The organism is Pseudomonas migulae (genome assembly GCF_024169315.1).
Classification (GTDB): domain Bacteria; phylum Pseudomonadota; class Gammaproteobacteria; order Pseudomonadales; family Pseudomonadaceae; genus Aquipseudomonas; species Aquipseudomonas migulae_B.
This window is the reverse complement of the sequence record NZ_JALJWR010000001.1, coordinates 2575658-2590481: the sequence shown is the minus strand read 5'-3', so window position 1 is coordinate 2590481 and position 14824 is coordinate 2575658. Positions and strand designations below refer to the sequence as shown.

Genomic DNA, 14824 nt, shown 5'->3' with positions numbered 1-14824 from the left:
TTTTGTTGACTGAGTACATATCCATTTCTGCGGTAACGGCCGCTTACGGTTTCGCCCTTACGGCGAGTCACTTTTGACAAACGCCCGGAATGCCGGCCCAGCCAAAAGTAACCAAAAAGTCTCGCCCCGGCGTCCGGCCCCTCGCTTAGGCTCGGCGTTCCTTCGCTCCGGTCCTGCTCCGTGGGCCCGCCGCGATCGGCCATCCATGGCCGTGCGCGGCTAACCCGGCATCCATGCCGGGTTGCCCACTGCGCAGAACCTCCACTCAGCCTCCCGAAGGGGCGGGTGGATCAAGATCAAGAGCTGCAGGCGAGCTAACGCTCGACCTCGTGGTTTGGTGGTGGGGGGACGCCGATCTGCTTTGTTTTTCTGTAGGAGCAGAGCTTGCTCGCGAAGGCGGCCTTAGAGCCAACCTGATTTCACGGATTTACCACAATCCCTGTGGGAGCTGGCTTGCCAGCGATGACGACCTGATAACCGGCAAAACTCTTGCGGTTGTATGCTGATTTTGCAGAGATTTTTGAGGGCAAAAAAAACCCGGCCAAAGCCGGGTTTTTTATCTGGCATCGATCTTAAGCGGTGAAGGTTTTGCCTTCGAACTGCTCAGCCACGAATTTCCAGTTGACCAGGTTCCAGAACGCTTCGACGTACTTCGGACGCAGGTTGCGGTAGTCGATGTAGTAAGCGTGTTCCCAGACGTCGCAGGTCAGCAGCGGTGTGTCGCCGCTGGTCAGCGGGTTGCCGGCGCCGATGGTGCTGGCCAGGGCCAGGGAACCGTCAGCCTTTTTCACCAGCCAGCCCCAGCCGGAACCGAAGGTGCCGATGGAGGTTTTGCTGAATTCTTCTTTGAACTTGTCGAACGAACCGAAGGCTGCGTTGATCGCTTCAGCCAGTTTGCCGGTTGGTTGACCGCCAGCGTTTGGCGCCAGGCAGTTCCAGTAGAAAGTGTGGTTCCAGACCTGAGCGGCGTTGTTGAAGATGCCACCCGAGGAAGACTTGACGATTTCTTCCAGGGTCTTGCCTTCGAACTCGGTGCCTGGCACCAGGTTGTTCAGGTTCACGACGTAGGTGTTGTGGTGCTTGTCGTGGTGGTATTCCAGGGTTTCCTTGGAAATGTGCGGCTGCAGGGCATCGTGTGCGTAAGGCAGCGGCGGCAATTCGAAAGCCATGATGATTCTCCTAATCAGGTCAGTTGCGGTGGTCGCAAGGCCGATCACGGGCGGCCAGACAAGCGCCGGGGAGTTTGTACTCTTTGCGGCGCATCGAACCGGATCATAGCACCGGGGGTGCGGCATAACCACGCAACAACTGTGTGGGATAGAGGTTCCAGAGCCTTTTGGAATAATCAGGAAGCGACGATTAATTGAAAGGCGACGGTAAACATCATGATTGCCACCAACAGATCCAGAATCCGCCAGGTACTTGGCCGAGCCAGCCACGGCGCCAGCCATGCCGCGCCCAGCGCCAGCGTGAAGAACCACAGCAAAGACGCACTGGCCGCGCCCACGACATAAGCACCAGGCTCGGTTTGTTGCGCGCCGAGGGAGCCGATCAGCAACACCGTATCCAGATAAACGTGCGGGTTGAGCAAGGTCACCGCCAGGGCGCTGAGCAACACTGCGCGCAATGACCGTACTGTCTGGTTTTCACCTTGTTGCAGGCTTTGCTTCGAACAGGCCCGACGCAGTGCCAGGCTGCCGTACCAAAGCAAAAACGCTGCACCACCCCAGCGGGCGATGGCCAGTAGTGTCGGGTTTTGCGCGAGCACGGTGGCCAGTCCAAATACGCCGGCAGCCACCAGCAACGCATCGCAGGTTACGCAGAGCGCCGCCACCGGCAGGTGATGTTCACGCCGCAGGCTCTGGGCCAGCACAAACGCATTCTGGGTGCCGATCGCCATGATCAGCCCCGCGGCCACCAACAGGCCGTTGATATAGCTTTGCCACATAGGTTTTTACTCCGCGTTCGCTGCCAGATCCCGCAGTACGTGCAGGGCGCGTTCGGCATCGGCCTGGCCGACGAATAGATGGTCGTGGTAGTAGCCGGCGATCACGTTGCAGCTGATGCCGGCCTGGCCCAATGCCGTAGCGAATGCGGCAGTCAGGCCGACGGCTTCCAGCGCGGAGTGCACGTTCAGGGTGATCCAGGCGGCAACGTAGTCGAAGCTGAAACCGGCCTTCTCGGCGTGGGAACGTTCCAGAATTACCGTCAGGCCTTCCTGCTCGCGAAAACTGCCGACGATCTCAAGACCCGCCGGCAATTGGCCGTCGCGCAACGTGCAGAACACATACTCGCCAGCGTTGAGATGCGGGCTCATGCTGCGCAAAAGGGTTGCCAATTCAGTTTCGCCAGCCATGTCGGTGATCCTTGTTCAAGAGTGCTTGTCGGGCATTCTCCGCTGCTAACCTGTATAAGAAAAACCAATCATGCTGATCGCTCATTAGGAAAACTGATGTTTGACTATAAATTGCTTTCCGCGTTGGCCGCCGTGATCGAGCAGGCCGGTTTTGAACGCGCCGCCCAGGTGCTTGGCTTGTCGCAATCGGCGATCTCCCAGCGCATCAAACTGCTGGAAGCGCGGGTCGGCCAACCGGTGCTGGTGCGGATGACGCCGCCAGCGCCGACTGAAATCGGCCGGCGTTTGCTCAACCATGTGCAGCAGGTGCGCTTGCTCGAGCGGGATCTGCAAACGCTGGTGCCGGCGCTGGATGAAGAAGGCCTGCCGGAACGTCTGCGCATTGCCCTGAACGCCGACAGCCTCGCCACGTGGTGGGCCGCAGCCGTCAGTGATTTCTGCGCCGAGCAACACCTGCTACTGGATCTGGTCGTTGAAGACCAAACGGTCGGCCTAAAACGCATGCGCGCTGGCGAAGTGGCTGCGTGCATTTGCGCCAGCGAGCGTCCGGTCGCTGGCGCACGCAGCGTGTTACTGGGCGCCATGCGTTATCGAGCGCTGGCCAGTCCGGCATTCATCACGCGGCATTTTCCTGAAGGCGTGCGTGCTGACCTGCTGGCGAAAACCCCGGCGCTGGTCTTCGGTCCGGACGATTTCCTACAGCATCGCTACCTCGCGTCCCTCGGCGTAGACGGCGGTTTCGAACACCATCTGTGCCCGTCTTCCGAAGGTTTCATTCGCCTGACCGAAGCCGGTCTGGGCTGGGGGCTGGTGCCTGAATTGCAGGTGCGCGACCAGCTGGAACGCGGCGTTTTGCGCGAGCTTTTGCCAGATAAGCCCATCGATGTGCCGCTGTACTGGCATCATTGGCGCAATGGCGGTCAGTTGCTGGGGTTGCTGACCGATCAACTGGTGCGTTCGTCGAAGCAATGGCTGGTGCCGTTGGACTGACCGGCAGCGTCAAGACCTCACGCACTACGCAAAACGAAATATTCGGAGCACTACATGAAGATTCTGGTCACCGGCGCAAGCGGCTTCATCGGCGGACGCTTTGCGCGTTTCGCCCTGGAGCAGGGCCTGGACGTGCGGGTCAACGGTCGCCGGGCCGAAAGCGTCGAACATCTGGTGCGCCGAGGCGCCGAGTTCATTCAGGGCGATTTGAGCGACCCGCAACTGGCACGCGACCTGTGTTCCGACGTCGAAGCCGTGGTGCATTGCGCCGGGGCTGTCGGCGTGTGGGGACGTTATCAGGACTTTCACCAGGGCAACGTGCAGGTCACCGAAAACATCGTCGAAGCCTGCCTGAAACAGCGTGTCCGGCGGTTGGTGCACTTGTCTTCGCCGTCGATCTATTTCGATGGTCGCGATCACCTCGGGTTGACCGAAGAACAGGTCCCCAAGCGCTTCAAGCATCCTTACGCCGCGACCAAATACCTGGCCGAGCAAAAGGTCTTCGGTGCCCAGGAATTCGGCCTCGAAACCCTGGCCCTGCGCCCGCGCTTCGTGACCGGTGCTGGCGACATGAGCATCTTCCCGCGGTTGCTCAAGATGCAACGCAAGGGGCGGCTGGCCATCGTCGGCAACGGTTTGAACAAAGTCGATTTCACCAGCGTGCAAAATCTCAACGAAGCGTTGCTCAGCAGTTTGCTGGCCAGCGGATCGGCGTTGGGCAAGGCCTACAACATCAGCAACGGAACGCCGATTCCGTTGTGGGACGTGGTCAATTACGTCATGCGCAAAATGGATGTCCCACAGGTGACCCGCTACCGTTCCTACGGCCTGGCCTACACCGTGGCGGCGCTCAACGAGGGCGTGTGCAAGCTGTGGCCCGGTCGTCCCGAGCCAACCCTGTCGCGGCTGGGCATGCAGGTGATGAACAAAAATTTCACCCTGGACATCAGCCGCGCCCGGCATTATCTGGACTACGATCCGAAAGTCAGCCTCTGGACCGCCCTCGACGAATTCTGCGGCTGGTGGAAGGCTCAGGACATTCGCTGACACACAGACAGCCCCGATACTGAACCGAGTCCGGGAATCAAGGGTCAATCGATGCGGCTGACGGGTTTATACTTCGCCGCATCAAGCCATCACCGCGTTCCACAAAGGTTGACTCAATGTCCATGCGTAACGATGCCAACGACGACTTCGACGATGTCCCCAGCCTGCGTGCCGACATCCTCGACGACGATGATTTTCCGACCACTGCGCGCACCACGGTACATTCGCGGACTCCGCCGGTGGTCAAGGTCAAGGCTGCCAGCACCGGCCCGTTGTGGGCTCTGGTCGGCGCCTTGTTTTTTGCCTTCGCCGGCCTTGCCTGGTGGAGCTTTCAGCAGATTTCGCTGATGGAACAGCAACTGGTGGCCACCCAGGAAAGTTTCGCGCGCATCAGTGAGGATGCGGCGGGGCGCTTGCAGGACATTTCCGGCAAGGTCGTCGCCAGCCAGACCAACGTCACCAGCGACAGCGAAGCGCTGAAACTGCAGATCAAGCAACTGGAAAGCAAACTCCAGGATCAGAGCAAACAGCAGCAAGGCGTTGTCGGCCAGACGTCGGACCTGGACAAGCGCCTGGCGCAAATGACCGCGCAAACCACCGATCTGGACAAGCGCCTGGCGCAAGCCACCGCCCAGAACACCGAGCACCAGACCGCGAACACCCAATTGCAGGCCCAGGTCAAAGCCTTGAGCGGCGAACTGGCCGCGCTGAAAAGCGCCCCGACGGACACTGACAAGTTCGACGCACAGCTCAAAAGCCTCGGCGCCGACATTACGGCGTTGAAGCGGCAAGGCAACCCAAGCGCCGCGATCGAGCGTCTGGAACAGGACATGATCGTGCTCAAGAGCGAGCAGGACAACCGCCCGGCCGCCGGACCTGCCTCGTCCAACACCGCCGAGTTCGACGCTTTCCGTGCTTCGGTCACCCGCAACATCAACACCCTGCAGGCGCAGATCCAGAATTTGCAGCAGCAGTTGCGCAACCGACCGTAAGCGTCCGGCAAGCGAACACCTGTGGCGAGGGGGCTTGCCCCCGTTGGGTGGCGAAGCCGCCCCAAAACCGTTCACAGCGTTCCTGCAGATAATCCGCAGTGCTCGATTTTGCGACTGCTGCGCAGTCGACCGGGGCGGTGCGGCGGTCCGACAAGCCCCCTCGCCACAAGAGCACTCCACGACACCACCCTCACCACAGTGAGCTGCGGTCCGCTGAATATTCGTACATATCCCCAAGCCGTCTACGCTCTTGAAACATCGACAAGAACGAGGGATGCGCAATGGGGTTTTTGCACCGATTGGCCTTGCTGGGCGCAATGTTGTTGCTGTGTATGGGGCCGGTTCAGGCTGCCGGAACCGAGAAGGACGACAGCCAGGCTGCCATCGCCTTGCTGGAAAAAGCCCTGGCCTACTATCACGACAACGGTGACAAGGCGTTCGCGGCTTTCAGCCGTCAGGGCGAGTTTGTCGACAAGGACCGCTATGTGTTCGTCGTCGATACCAAGGGCGTGATGCTCGCCAGTGGCGGGCCGTCTTCGGCGTTGATCGGGCGTGATGTGTCTGACGTGCTCGGGCCGGATTTGCAGAAAGCTTTCAAGGACGCGTTGAAAGTGCCGGAAGGCAATGGCATCCAGCAGGCGGAATATCGCTGGCAGAACTGGTCAGACGGTAAGGTCGAACGCAAGCACGTGTTCTACCAGCGGATCGGTCAGCGGATTCTGGCAGTGGGGTACTACCTGCCACGGGCGTCGGCGGAACAGGCGATGGCGCTGCTGAACAAGGCGGCAACCGACCTGGCCAAGGATGAGAAGGGCACGCTCACCGCCATCAACTCACTCAAGGGCGGCTATTTGCAGGATGACCTGTATGTGTTCGTCGTTGACCTGGACACCCAGCGCTACGTCGCCCATGGCACCAACCTGCGGCTGATCAATACCGATTTCGGCAAGATCAAGGACCCTGAAGGCAAGCCGGTGGGCGAGCCGATCCTGGGGTTGATGGCCAAACAGGATTATGGCGAATATGAATATCGGTGGAAAAACCCGGTGACCGGCAAGGTCGAGGACAAGCATGCGTACCTGAAGAAGGTCGGCCATTTTCTGGTGGCGGTCGGGTATTACAGCCCTTGAATCGTGGTGGCTGAAAGTACGCCTTCGCGAGCAAGCCCGCTCCCACATTTGATCGTATTCCTCTGAGCGAACTCGATCGAATGTGGGAGCGGGCTTGCTCGCGAAGGCAGGCGACTCGGTTCAACTACCGAACCTTGTCCTCCCGCCCCCGCAACACCCGGTTCGGCATGGCAATCGCCGCCGCCAACCCCAGCAGCGACACCGCCGCACTGACCATCAACAAATGCCGGAAAGTCAGCAGCAGCTCTGCGCGCAAGGCGTTCTGCGCATCCCCCGCGGCGGCGTTCAGGCCGTCCAGCAAGACATTCCCCGAGCTGCCCTCGGCAATCAGCGTCGAACCGGCCATGTGGGCGAAACTCGAGTCTTGCAGCAACGCGAGCAACAGCGCCGACATCAGCGCCACACCCACCGCCCCGCCGAGGGAGCGGAACAGGTTGGTGGTGCTGGTCGCGACGCCAATGTCCCGTTGTTCCACTGAATTCTGTGTCCCGACCAACGACGTCGGGAATTGCATGCCGGAGGCGATACCGCTGAGCACCATGAACAGGCTGCTGAGCACCACCGCCTGGGGCGGACTGAACGCCATGCCGATGATCGAGATGGGCATGAGGATCGCGCCCGTCAGGATCATCGGTTTGTAGCGCCCGGTCACCGAAGTCCGGCGCCCGGCGAAATACGCGCCTATCGGCAAACCCATGGCCAGTGGCAACAGGTGCAGCGCGGCACTGTCAGCCCCGGCGCCCGTCACGCTCTGGAAGCGCAACGGCATCAGCACGATCAGCGAGATCGCCTGGAAACTGGTAAAGAAAATCGTGCACCAACACAGGATCGCATTGCGGTTGGCAAACAGGTGCATGGGCAGCAACGGCTCCCGCGCACGGCGCTCATGCCGGACGAACAACGCCAGGACAACCACCGCGCAACCCAACAAACCCAGCACTTCAGCGCTGCGCCACGAATGGCCCTGGCCGACCTCGGTGATACCGAGTAACAAGGCCGTCAAACCGATGATCATCAACAGCGTGCCAAGGTAATCGATGATCGGCTTGCGCTGTGGCACGGGCAGTCCCACCAGCGTGCGATTGGCCACCAGCCACGCGCCCAGACCCAGTGGCAGGTTGATCAGAAACACCCAGCGCCACGACAGGTATTCGGTCATGTAACCACCGAGCACCGGGCCGGCCACGCTGGCCACCGCGTACATGCTGCTGAAATAACCTTGGTAGCGCCCCCGTTCGCGAGGCGGCACGATGTCGCCGATGATTGCCTGGCTGACCGAAATCATCCCGCCGGCGCCAATCCCCTGAACAATCCTCGCCAGCACCAGCTGCTCCATGCTTTGCGCCATGCCGCAGAAGAGCGAAGCCAGCGTGAACAGCCCCATGCCGAACAGCATCAACTTGCGCCGACCGTACAGGTCGCCCAGTTTGCCGTAGATCGGCACCGCCACGGTCATCGCCACCATGTAGCCGGAAATCACCCAGGCCAGCAGGCTGACATCCTTGAACTGCGCGGAAATGGCCGGCATCGATACGGCGACAATGGTCTGGTCCAGCGCGCCGAGAAAGATCGCCAGCATCAGGGCGATCAGCACGCTGCGAATGGCCGGTTTGGGCGTGTCAGGCTGGTTGAGATTGGTCACGGGAGAACCTGCGGGCAGTGAGGGTCCCGCAAGAGGCAAGGGCGAGCGGGGATGCTCGCCAGTGTAAGTCGATAGGAGGCTATTCGATAGCCTCGTACGGAAGTCCGACGTAATTTTCTGCAATGGTTTTTCGACCCGCCTCAGAGCTGACGAAGTAGTCCAGCTCCGACTCACTGATGCGTTGGCTGAACCCGTCGTGATCGTCAAAGCGATGCAACATCGAGGTCATCCACCACGAAAAGCGCTCGGCTTTCCAGACCCGGCGCAGGCAGACCTGAGAGTATTTCTCCAACAAGTCGACCCGGCCATCGCGGTAAACTTTCAGCAGGATGTTGAACAGCGTACTGACGTCGCTGGCCGCCAGGTTCAGGCCTTTGGCGCCGGTGGGCGGTACGATGTGCGCGGCATCGCCGACCAGAAACATCCGCCCGTACTGCATCGGTTCGACCACGAAACTGCGCAGCGGCGCGATGCTTTTTTCGATGGACGGCCCGGTCACCAGCGACTCCGCCAGCGCAGTCGGCAGGCGTGATTTGAGCTCATCCCAGAACCGCTGATCGGACCAGTCCCCGACCTGATCCGAGGCCGGGACTTGCAGGTAATAACGGGTGCGCGTCGCCGAGCGCATGCTGCACAGGGCAAAACCGCGCTCGTGGCGGGCGTAGACCAGTTCATCGTGAACCGGCGGCGTGTCGGCGAGAATCCCCAGCCAGCCGAATGGATAAACCCGCTCGAACACCTTCAGGCACTCGGCGGGAATCGATTGCCGCGCCACGCCATGGAAGCCGTCGCAACCGGCGATGTAGTCGCAGTCGAGCCGCCAGGTTTCACCGTCCTTTTCGAACGTCACGAAGGCTTCATCGGTTTTCATGCCGTGGGGTACGACGTTGTCGACGTCGTAAATCGTCTGCGCGCCGGCCTCCCGACGAGCGGCCATCAAGTCGCGGGTGACCTCGGTCTGCCCGTAGATCATCACGGTTTTGCCGCCGGTCAGGGCCTGCAGATCTATGTGCACCCGACGCTCGTCGAGGGCCAGTTCGAAGCCGCCGTGGACCAGCCCTTCGGCGTCCATGCGCTGGCCGACGCCGGCCTGGCGCAGCAGCTCTACCATGCCTTGTTCGAGGACACCGGCACGGATTCGGCCGAGTACATAATCCGGGGTCTGGCGCTCGAGGATAAGGGTGTCGATACCGGCGTTGTGCAGCAATTGGCCGAGCAGTAATCCCGAGGGACCGGCACCGATGATGGCGATTTGGGTTTTCAGCGTTTTCATTGTTTTTATGACTCGCAAGCTCCACGCGACCAGGGTCGGTGAATTATTTTTATGGATCGAGTGCTTGCATTTTTCACTTGCGGGTCTGTCAATTGAAGGTGAAAACTGAGCCGATAGCTGTACATTCTGCCAATCGGTGCGATTATCGCCCGCCACCTTCCGAGGCCTGGATTGACGTTATGAACAAGCCTGACCTGCCTTCGATACCGGTGTTCAAGCTCTACGGTGAAAGCCTGGACTGGCCGACCCCGGACTTGTTGCACTGCGAAACCATCTCCAAACGCAGCCGCGAACATCAGTGGGAAATCAAACCCCATCGCCACGCCGATTTGTGCCAGTTGCTCTTCGTGTTCAAAGGTCAGGCAGAGCTTGAAATCGAAGGCAAACGCACGCAGCTGAACGAGCCGGCCATGCTGGTTCTGCCGCCGTTATCGGTGCACGGTTATCGTTTTTCCGAGGACGTCGAAGGATTCGTCGTGACGCTGGCCGCGCCGCTGGTCGCCCATCTTCAGGCACAACTGGGCAACGCGGTGAATGCCCTGGCCCAGGCCGAAAGTTATCCGGCGGGCAATGACGGTGAGTACCTCAACAGTTTGTTTTCTGCGTTGCAAAACGAATACACCGGCCATCAACCGGCCCGGGAAATGCTCATGCATTCGCTGGTCAGCGTGATCATGGTGTGGGTCAGCCGTCAGGCGCTTCAGCGTCGCTCCGCCAGTCAGCGCCCGCAGCGGGCGCGGGAGTACCTCAACGGGTTTATCCAGCTGGTGGAAGAGACGTATCGCCAACACGTCAAGGTCGAGGACCTGGCGCATCGGCTGGGGATTTCCGTGTCGCACCTCAACGGCACTTGCCGTGAACTGGCGGGGCAACCGGCGCTGCAGATCATGCACGAGCGGCAATTGCTGGAGGCCAAGCGTTTGCTGACCTACACCAGCATGACCATTTACGAAATGTCCGACGTGTTGGGGTTTTCCGATCCGACCAACTTCACGCGCCTGTTCCGGCGCCGGGTGGGGATTTCGCCCAAGGCCTTTCGCGACCGCTTGAAGGCCGATCAGGACAACGAGGCCTGATCCCTTTCGTTAGCGAAGGGCGTTGAGGGTCGCGTTGTGGGGGATGCAACGCTCGAAGTTACAGCTCGCGTATTCACGGGGCAGTTGCCGCAACTGCTCGACGCGCCAGGCCGCCGTGCCATACAGCGCCAGCGTGGCCGCGCAGGTGATGAAAATCGCGAGGTATCTTCTTGTTTTGATGTTCATGGCGTTGACCTCTGAACGAATACCTTTCGGTACTACTTTCAGCATAGGTCAGCGGCAGTGAGTTGCCAGTCACGCGTTCTGCGCATTTAACCCGACATTCAGAACACTGATATTCCCTTGTGGGAGCGGGCTTGCTCGCGAAAGCGGTGGATCATCCAACACGTAGAGCGACTGACCCACCGCATTCGCGAGCAAGCCCGCTCCCACAGGGGGGATCGGGTTACAGGCCGATATCCCACGCCGGCTCTTCCGGAAATCTCAGCACCAGAAAATCCAGCACGCTGCGCAGCGCCGCCGGCATGTGCTTGCGGGAGGCGTACACCGCGTAGATGTTCATCTGGCGCGGTTCGGCCTGGGGCAACAGGCGGATCAGTTCACCGCTGTGGATATGCACGCCGGCCTGATAAGTCGGGAGCATCGCCACCCCGGCGCCGGCCATCGTCGCGCGCAGCAACGTACTGGCCTCGTTGGCGCTGATGTTGCCCTGCACTGGCACCGAGACCGGTTCTCCATCCTGTTCGAAATGCCACAGGCTTTTGCCGAAATAGGAATGCGTCAGGCAGTTGTGCTGGCTCAGGTCTTCGACCCGCGTCGGTGCCGGATGCTCTTGCAGGTAATCGGGAGCGGCGCAGATGACCGAGCGACAGACCGTCAGCCGCCGCGCAATCAGGTTCGGGTCCAGGTCATTGCTGGTGCGAATCGCCAGATCGATGCGCTCATCCACCAGGTTTACCGTGCGGTCGAGCATTTGCAGGTCGATGCTGACGCCGGGGTAACGCTTGACGTAGGCCGCCATGGCATCCGCCAGTTGTGCCTGGCCGAACGAGGTGCTGACGCTGATCCGCAGCAGGCCGCGCGGCGCTTCGTCCGGCTCGTTGACGGCAGCCTGCATGTCCGACGACAGATCGAGCATCTGCCGACACCGTGGCAGGATCTCGCTGCCGGCGGCCGTCAGGCTCAACTTGCGCGTGGTGCGGTGCATCAGGCGCGCGCCGACCCAGTCTTCCAGTTCCGCCAGATACCGCGAAACCACCGGCCGTGACAGCTCCAGGTGATCGGCGGCGGCCGACTGGCTGCCGAGGTCGACCACTGTGACAAACACCCGCATTGCTTGTAGACGATCCATGATTTGCCCGATTTCAGAAACAAACTATGTTCCAGCATCGCATTTTTTGTACCGAGTCATGCAACTAAGCTCTGTTCCATCGCCAAGCACGGCACTCGGACAACGGAGCAACAGATGATCGGTTTCACTTCCCTCAAACGCATTTTGCTGGCCACGGCCACCCTCGGCTTCGCGGCACATGCGGCGGCATCGACATTGACACTGGATGTCTACAACCCGGGCGACAAGGCGATCTTCCCGGTGACCTCGGTGTTGGTCAGTGGCGAGAAAGACGCGATCCTGGTGGACGCGCAATTCGGCAAATCCCAGGCCGAGCAGGTGGTGGAAAAGATCCGCGCCAGTGGCAAGCAACTGACCACCATTTACATCAGCCACGGTGACCCGGATTACTACTTCGGCCTCGACACCCTGACCGCTGCGTTCCCCCACGCCAAAGTGCTCGCCTCGCAACCGACGGTGGAGCACATCAAGAAAACCGTCGACGGCAAACTGGCGTTCTGGGGCCCGAAAATGGGCGCCGACGTGCCGGCCAGAACCATCGTGCCGGGCGTGCTTGAGGGCGACAGCCTGATGCTCGAAGGGCAGAAGTTGCAGGTGGTGGGGCTGGAGGGCAAGCAACCGGATCGCACCTTTGTGTGGATCCCGTCGATCAAGGCAGTGGTCGGTGGCGTGGTGGTCGCGGAGAACATTCACGTGTGGATGGCCGACACCCAGACTGCGCAATCCCACATTGACTGGCTGGCTACGCTGCACAGCATTGAAACCCTGAAACCGAACACCCTCGTGCCGGGCCACTACCTCGGCAAGAGCGCGCGCTCCCTGGCCGCTGTGAAATTCACAGCGGATTACATCAAGGCCTTCGACGAAGAAACCGTGAAGGCCAAAGACTCTGCGGCGCTGATTGCTGCGATGAAAAAACGCTTCCCGACCCTGGGCGAAGAAAGCTCGCTGGAACTGAGCGCCAAAGTCGCCAAGGGCGAGATGAAGTGGGGTGAATGAGTTTATGCAATGAACACGCACACCTGTGGCGAGGGGATTTATCTGTGGCGAGGGGATTTATCCCCGTTGGACTGCGCAGCAGTCCCATGCCTTTAAAGTTCGGTTACATCAATGAGGTTCTCTGACGACTGCTTCGCAGCCGAACGGGGATAAATCCCCTCGCCACAAAGGCATCGTTACCGCACAACTTTTCACAGATACACCTCAGCCAACTGGAGAACATCATGAGCAATATCGCAATCATCGGTGCCACCGGCCGTGCCGGCAGCCAGCTGTTGGAAGAAGCCCTGCGTCGTGGTCACAACGTCACGGCCATTGCCCGCGATACCACGAAGATCGCTCAGCGTGCCGGAGTCGTCAGCAAGAACGTTGATGCCCTCGATGCCGAAGCGTTGCAAGCTGCGGTCGCAGGTCATGATGTGGTGATCAGCGCCGCGCATTTCGCGACCCTTCCTGCCAGCGCCGTCATCGGGCCGGTGAAACAGGCGGGTGTGAAACGTTTGTTGGTCGTGGGCGGTGCCGGTTCGCTGTTGCTGCCGGACGGAACCCGCGTGATCGACAGCAAAGGTTTCCCGGCGGAGTACAAGGCAGAGGCCAGCGCCGGTGCTGCGTTTCTTGAAAACCTGCGTCAGGAAAACGAACTGGACTGGACCTTTGTGTCGCCGTCGGCGGAGTTTGTCGAAGGTGAGCGCACCGGTACGTTCCGGATTGGCAAGGACGATTTGCTGGTGAGCAGTGCAGGGCGCAGCTGGATTTCTTTCGCCGACTATGCGATTGCGATGATCGATGAAGTGGAAACACCTAATCATTCACGGCAGCGGTTCACTGTCGGATATTGACGGCGCGGCTGAAACCATTCGCGAGCAAGCCCGCTCCCACATTGGAATGCATTCTCCTGTGGGAGCGGGCTTGCTCGCGAAGCTTTTCAGCTTTTCAGCTTTTCAGCTTTTCAGCTTTTCAGCTTTTCAGCTTTTCAGCTTTTCAGCGGGACTGAGCCTGCTCCACCAACCACCCCATCAATTCGCGCAACTTCGGCGAAGGTGCGGGTTTCTCCGGGAATACCAGGTAGTACGCCAACCCTGTCTTGACCTTCAATTCAAACGGCATGACCAGCCGCCCGGCACTCAGGTCATCGCCAATCAACGACCAGTCGCCGATCGCCACACCGGTCCCTTGGGACGCCATCGACATCGCCAGGTCCAGGGTCTCGAAATGCTGCCCTTTGCTGACGTTGCTCAATTGAAGGTTCGCCGCTTTCAGCCAGGCATTCCAGTCGCGCTCATCCCGAGTCGGGTGCAGCAACAAGTGCTGTTGCAGATCCGCGGGTGTCTGCAACGCCATCGGCCCGTCCAGCATCGGTCGTGAACACACCGGGGTCAGTTGCTCATCGAACAGCAGAAAAGACGTCAACGCACTGTCCGGCGGCGCGCCATACATCACCGCCGCATCGAATTGCTCGCGATGGAAATCCACACCGTGCTTGACCGTGGTGGTCAGCTCTACCGGCACATCCGGGCGCTCTTTTTGCCACTGCAAAAGGCGCGGCAACAACCAGCGCATCACGCACGTCGGCGCTTTGAGTTGCAGGGTTTCGCGCTTCTCGCCGATCTGCTCCACCGCCTCGTCGATCAAGCCGAAAATCTGTTGCACCCGTGGCAGCCACTCCCGTCCTTCCGCCGTCAGGTCCAGGCCTCGGGCCTGGCGAATGAACAGCTCATAACCCAGATGTTCTTCCAGCCCGGCGATCTGCCGACTCACCGCACCCTGGGTGATAAACAGCTGTTCGGCCGCACGGGTGAAGTTGCAGCACTGCGCGGTGATCAGAAAAGTGTGCAGCGCCGGCAGGGGAGGCAATCGTTTCATTGGGATCCAAGGTATGACGTGAGGACATGGCTAGTATGACTTTTTATCCATTGTTGCGGCTACGTGTCGCCCGTTCCAATGAGGCCATCCCTGGACCTGCCCACTCATCATAAACACTGCGCAGGCCCGGCGTCTCAAACGAAC

The 14824-nt window shown here is 60.2% G+C and carries 15 protein-coding genes; 7 read left to right on the top strand and 8 right to left on the bottom strand.

The features are described from left to right. Positions 1-572: 572 nt before the first annotated feature. From J2Y86_RS11900 to J2Y86_RS11890, 3 genes are all read right to left on the bottom strand, one after another. A complete protein-coding gene (locus tag J2Y86_RS11900; protein WP_253431315.1) occupies positions 573-1169 on the bottom strand; it encodes a superoxide dismutase in 597 nt (198 codons plus the stop codon). Positions 1170-1345: 176 nt separating this feature from the next. Continuing rightward, the gene (locus J2Y86_RS11895) at positions 1346-1948 is read right to left on the bottom strand and encodes a LysE/ArgO family amino acid transporter (protein ID WP_253431312.1); all 603 of its coding nucleotides are present in this window, start codon (positions 1946-1948) and stop codon (positions 1346-1348) included. Between the two features lie 6 nt (positions 1949-1954). Next, the gene (locus tag J2Y86_RS11890; RefSeq protein ID WP_253431309.1) at positions 1955-2356 is read right to left on the bottom strand and encodes an ACT domain-containing protein; all 402 of its coding nucleotides are present in this window, start codon (positions 2354-2356) and stop codon (positions 1955-1957) included. Positions 2357-2452: 96 nt separating this feature from the next. On the opposite strand from J2Y86_RS11890, the gene J2Y86_RS11885 reads away from it, so the two are divergent. The 4 genes from J2Y86_RS11885 to J2Y86_RS11870 all read left to right on the top strand — a co-directional run bounded on the left by J2Y86_RS11885 (position 2453) and on the right by J2Y86_RS11870 (position 6515). After that, on the top strand, positions 2453-3346 hold the full coding sequence (locus tag J2Y86_RS11885; protein ID WP_253431307.1) for a LysR family transcriptional regulator ArgP: 894 nt from the start codon (positions 2453-2455) through the stop codon (positions 3344-3346). Between the two features lie 54 nt (positions 3347-3400). After that, complete coding sequence (locus J2Y86_RS11880; RefSeq protein ID WP_253431305.1) at positions 3401-4393, top strand: NAD-dependent epimerase/dehydratase family protein; 993 nt, start codon at positions 3401-3403, stop codon at positions 4391-4393. Positions 4394-4509: 116 nt separating this feature from the next. Then, positions 4510-5385, top strand: coding sequence for an ATPase (locus J2Y86_RS11875; protein ID WP_253431303.1), 876 nt, complete (start codon positions 4510-4512; stop codon positions 5383-5385). Between the two features lie 281 nt (positions 5386-5666). Next, entirely contained in the window at positions 5667-6515 is an 849-nt protein-coding gene (locus tag J2Y86_RS11870) for a cache domain-containing protein (protein WP_253431301.1), read from the top strand. 124 nt (positions 6516-6639) lie between these two features. On the opposite strand, the gene J2Y86_RS11865 is transcribed toward J2Y86_RS11870, so the two are convergent. After that, positions 6640-8157, bottom strand: a complete 1518-nt coding sequence (locus tag J2Y86_RS11865; RefSeq protein ID WP_253431299.1) for an MDR family MFS transporter — start codon at positions 8155-8157, stop codon at positions 6640-6642. A gap of 79 nt (positions 8158-8236) precedes the next feature. Next, on the bottom strand, positions 8237-9430 hold the full coding sequence (gene pobA, locus J2Y86_RS11860; protein WP_253431297.1) for a 4-hydroxybenzoate 3-monooxygenase: 1194 nt from the start codon (positions 9428-9430) through the stop codon (positions 8237-8239). A gap of 179 nt (positions 9431-9609) precedes the next feature. Between pobA and J2Y86_RS11855 the strand changes: the two genes are divergently transcribed. Beyond that, positions 9610-10506, top strand: a complete 897-nt coding sequence (locus tag J2Y86_RS11855; protein ID WP_253431295.1) for a helix-turn-helix domain-containing protein — start codon at positions 9610-9612, stop codon at positions 10504-10506. Between the two features lie 9 nt (positions 10507-10515). Here J2Y86_RS11855 and J2Y86_RS11850 read toward each other — a convergent pair whose 3' ends face one another. Together J2Y86_RS11850 and J2Y86_RS11840 are read right to left on the bottom strand one after the other, a co-directional pair. Then, on the bottom strand, positions 10516-10692 hold the full coding sequence (locus J2Y86_RS11850; protein ID WP_017340530.1) for a hypothetical protein: 177 nt from the start codon (positions 10690-10692) through the stop codon (positions 10516-10518). Positions 10693-10912: 220 nt separating this feature from the next. Then, the gene (locus J2Y86_RS11840; protein ID WP_253431292.1) at positions 10913-11818 is read right to left on the bottom strand and encodes a LysR family transcriptional regulator; all 906 of its coding nucleotides are present in this window, start codon (positions 11816-11818) and stop codon (positions 10913-10915) included. A 114-nt stretch (positions 11819-11932) separates the two neighbouring features. On the opposite strand from J2Y86_RS11840, the gene J2Y86_RS11835 reads away from it, so the two are divergent. Together J2Y86_RS11835 and J2Y86_RS11830 are read left to right on the top strand one after the other, a co-directional pair. Then, positions 11933-12817: an MBL fold metallo-hydrolase gene (locus J2Y86_RS11835; RefSeq protein WP_253431289.1), complete on the top strand. Its 885-nt coding sequence runs from the start codon at positions 11933-11935 to the stop codon at positions 12815-12817. A gap of 224 nt (positions 12818-13041) precedes the next feature. After that, positions 13042-13656 carry an NAD(P)-dependent oxidoreductase gene (locus J2Y86_RS11830; protein WP_253431286.1) on the top strand — a complete coding sequence of 205 codons (615 nt, stop codon included), beginning with the start codon at positions 13042-13044 and terminating at the stop codon, positions 13654-13656. A 142-nt stretch (positions 13657-13798) separates the two neighbouring features. On the opposite strand, the gene J2Y86_RS11825 is transcribed toward J2Y86_RS11830, so the two are convergent. After that, complete coding sequence (locus tag J2Y86_RS11825) at positions 13799-14680, bottom strand: LysR substrate-binding domain-containing protein (RefSeq protein WP_253431283.1); 882 nt, start codon at positions 14678-14680, stop codon at positions 13799-13801. Between the last annotated feature and the right edge of the window lie 144 nt (positions 14681-14824).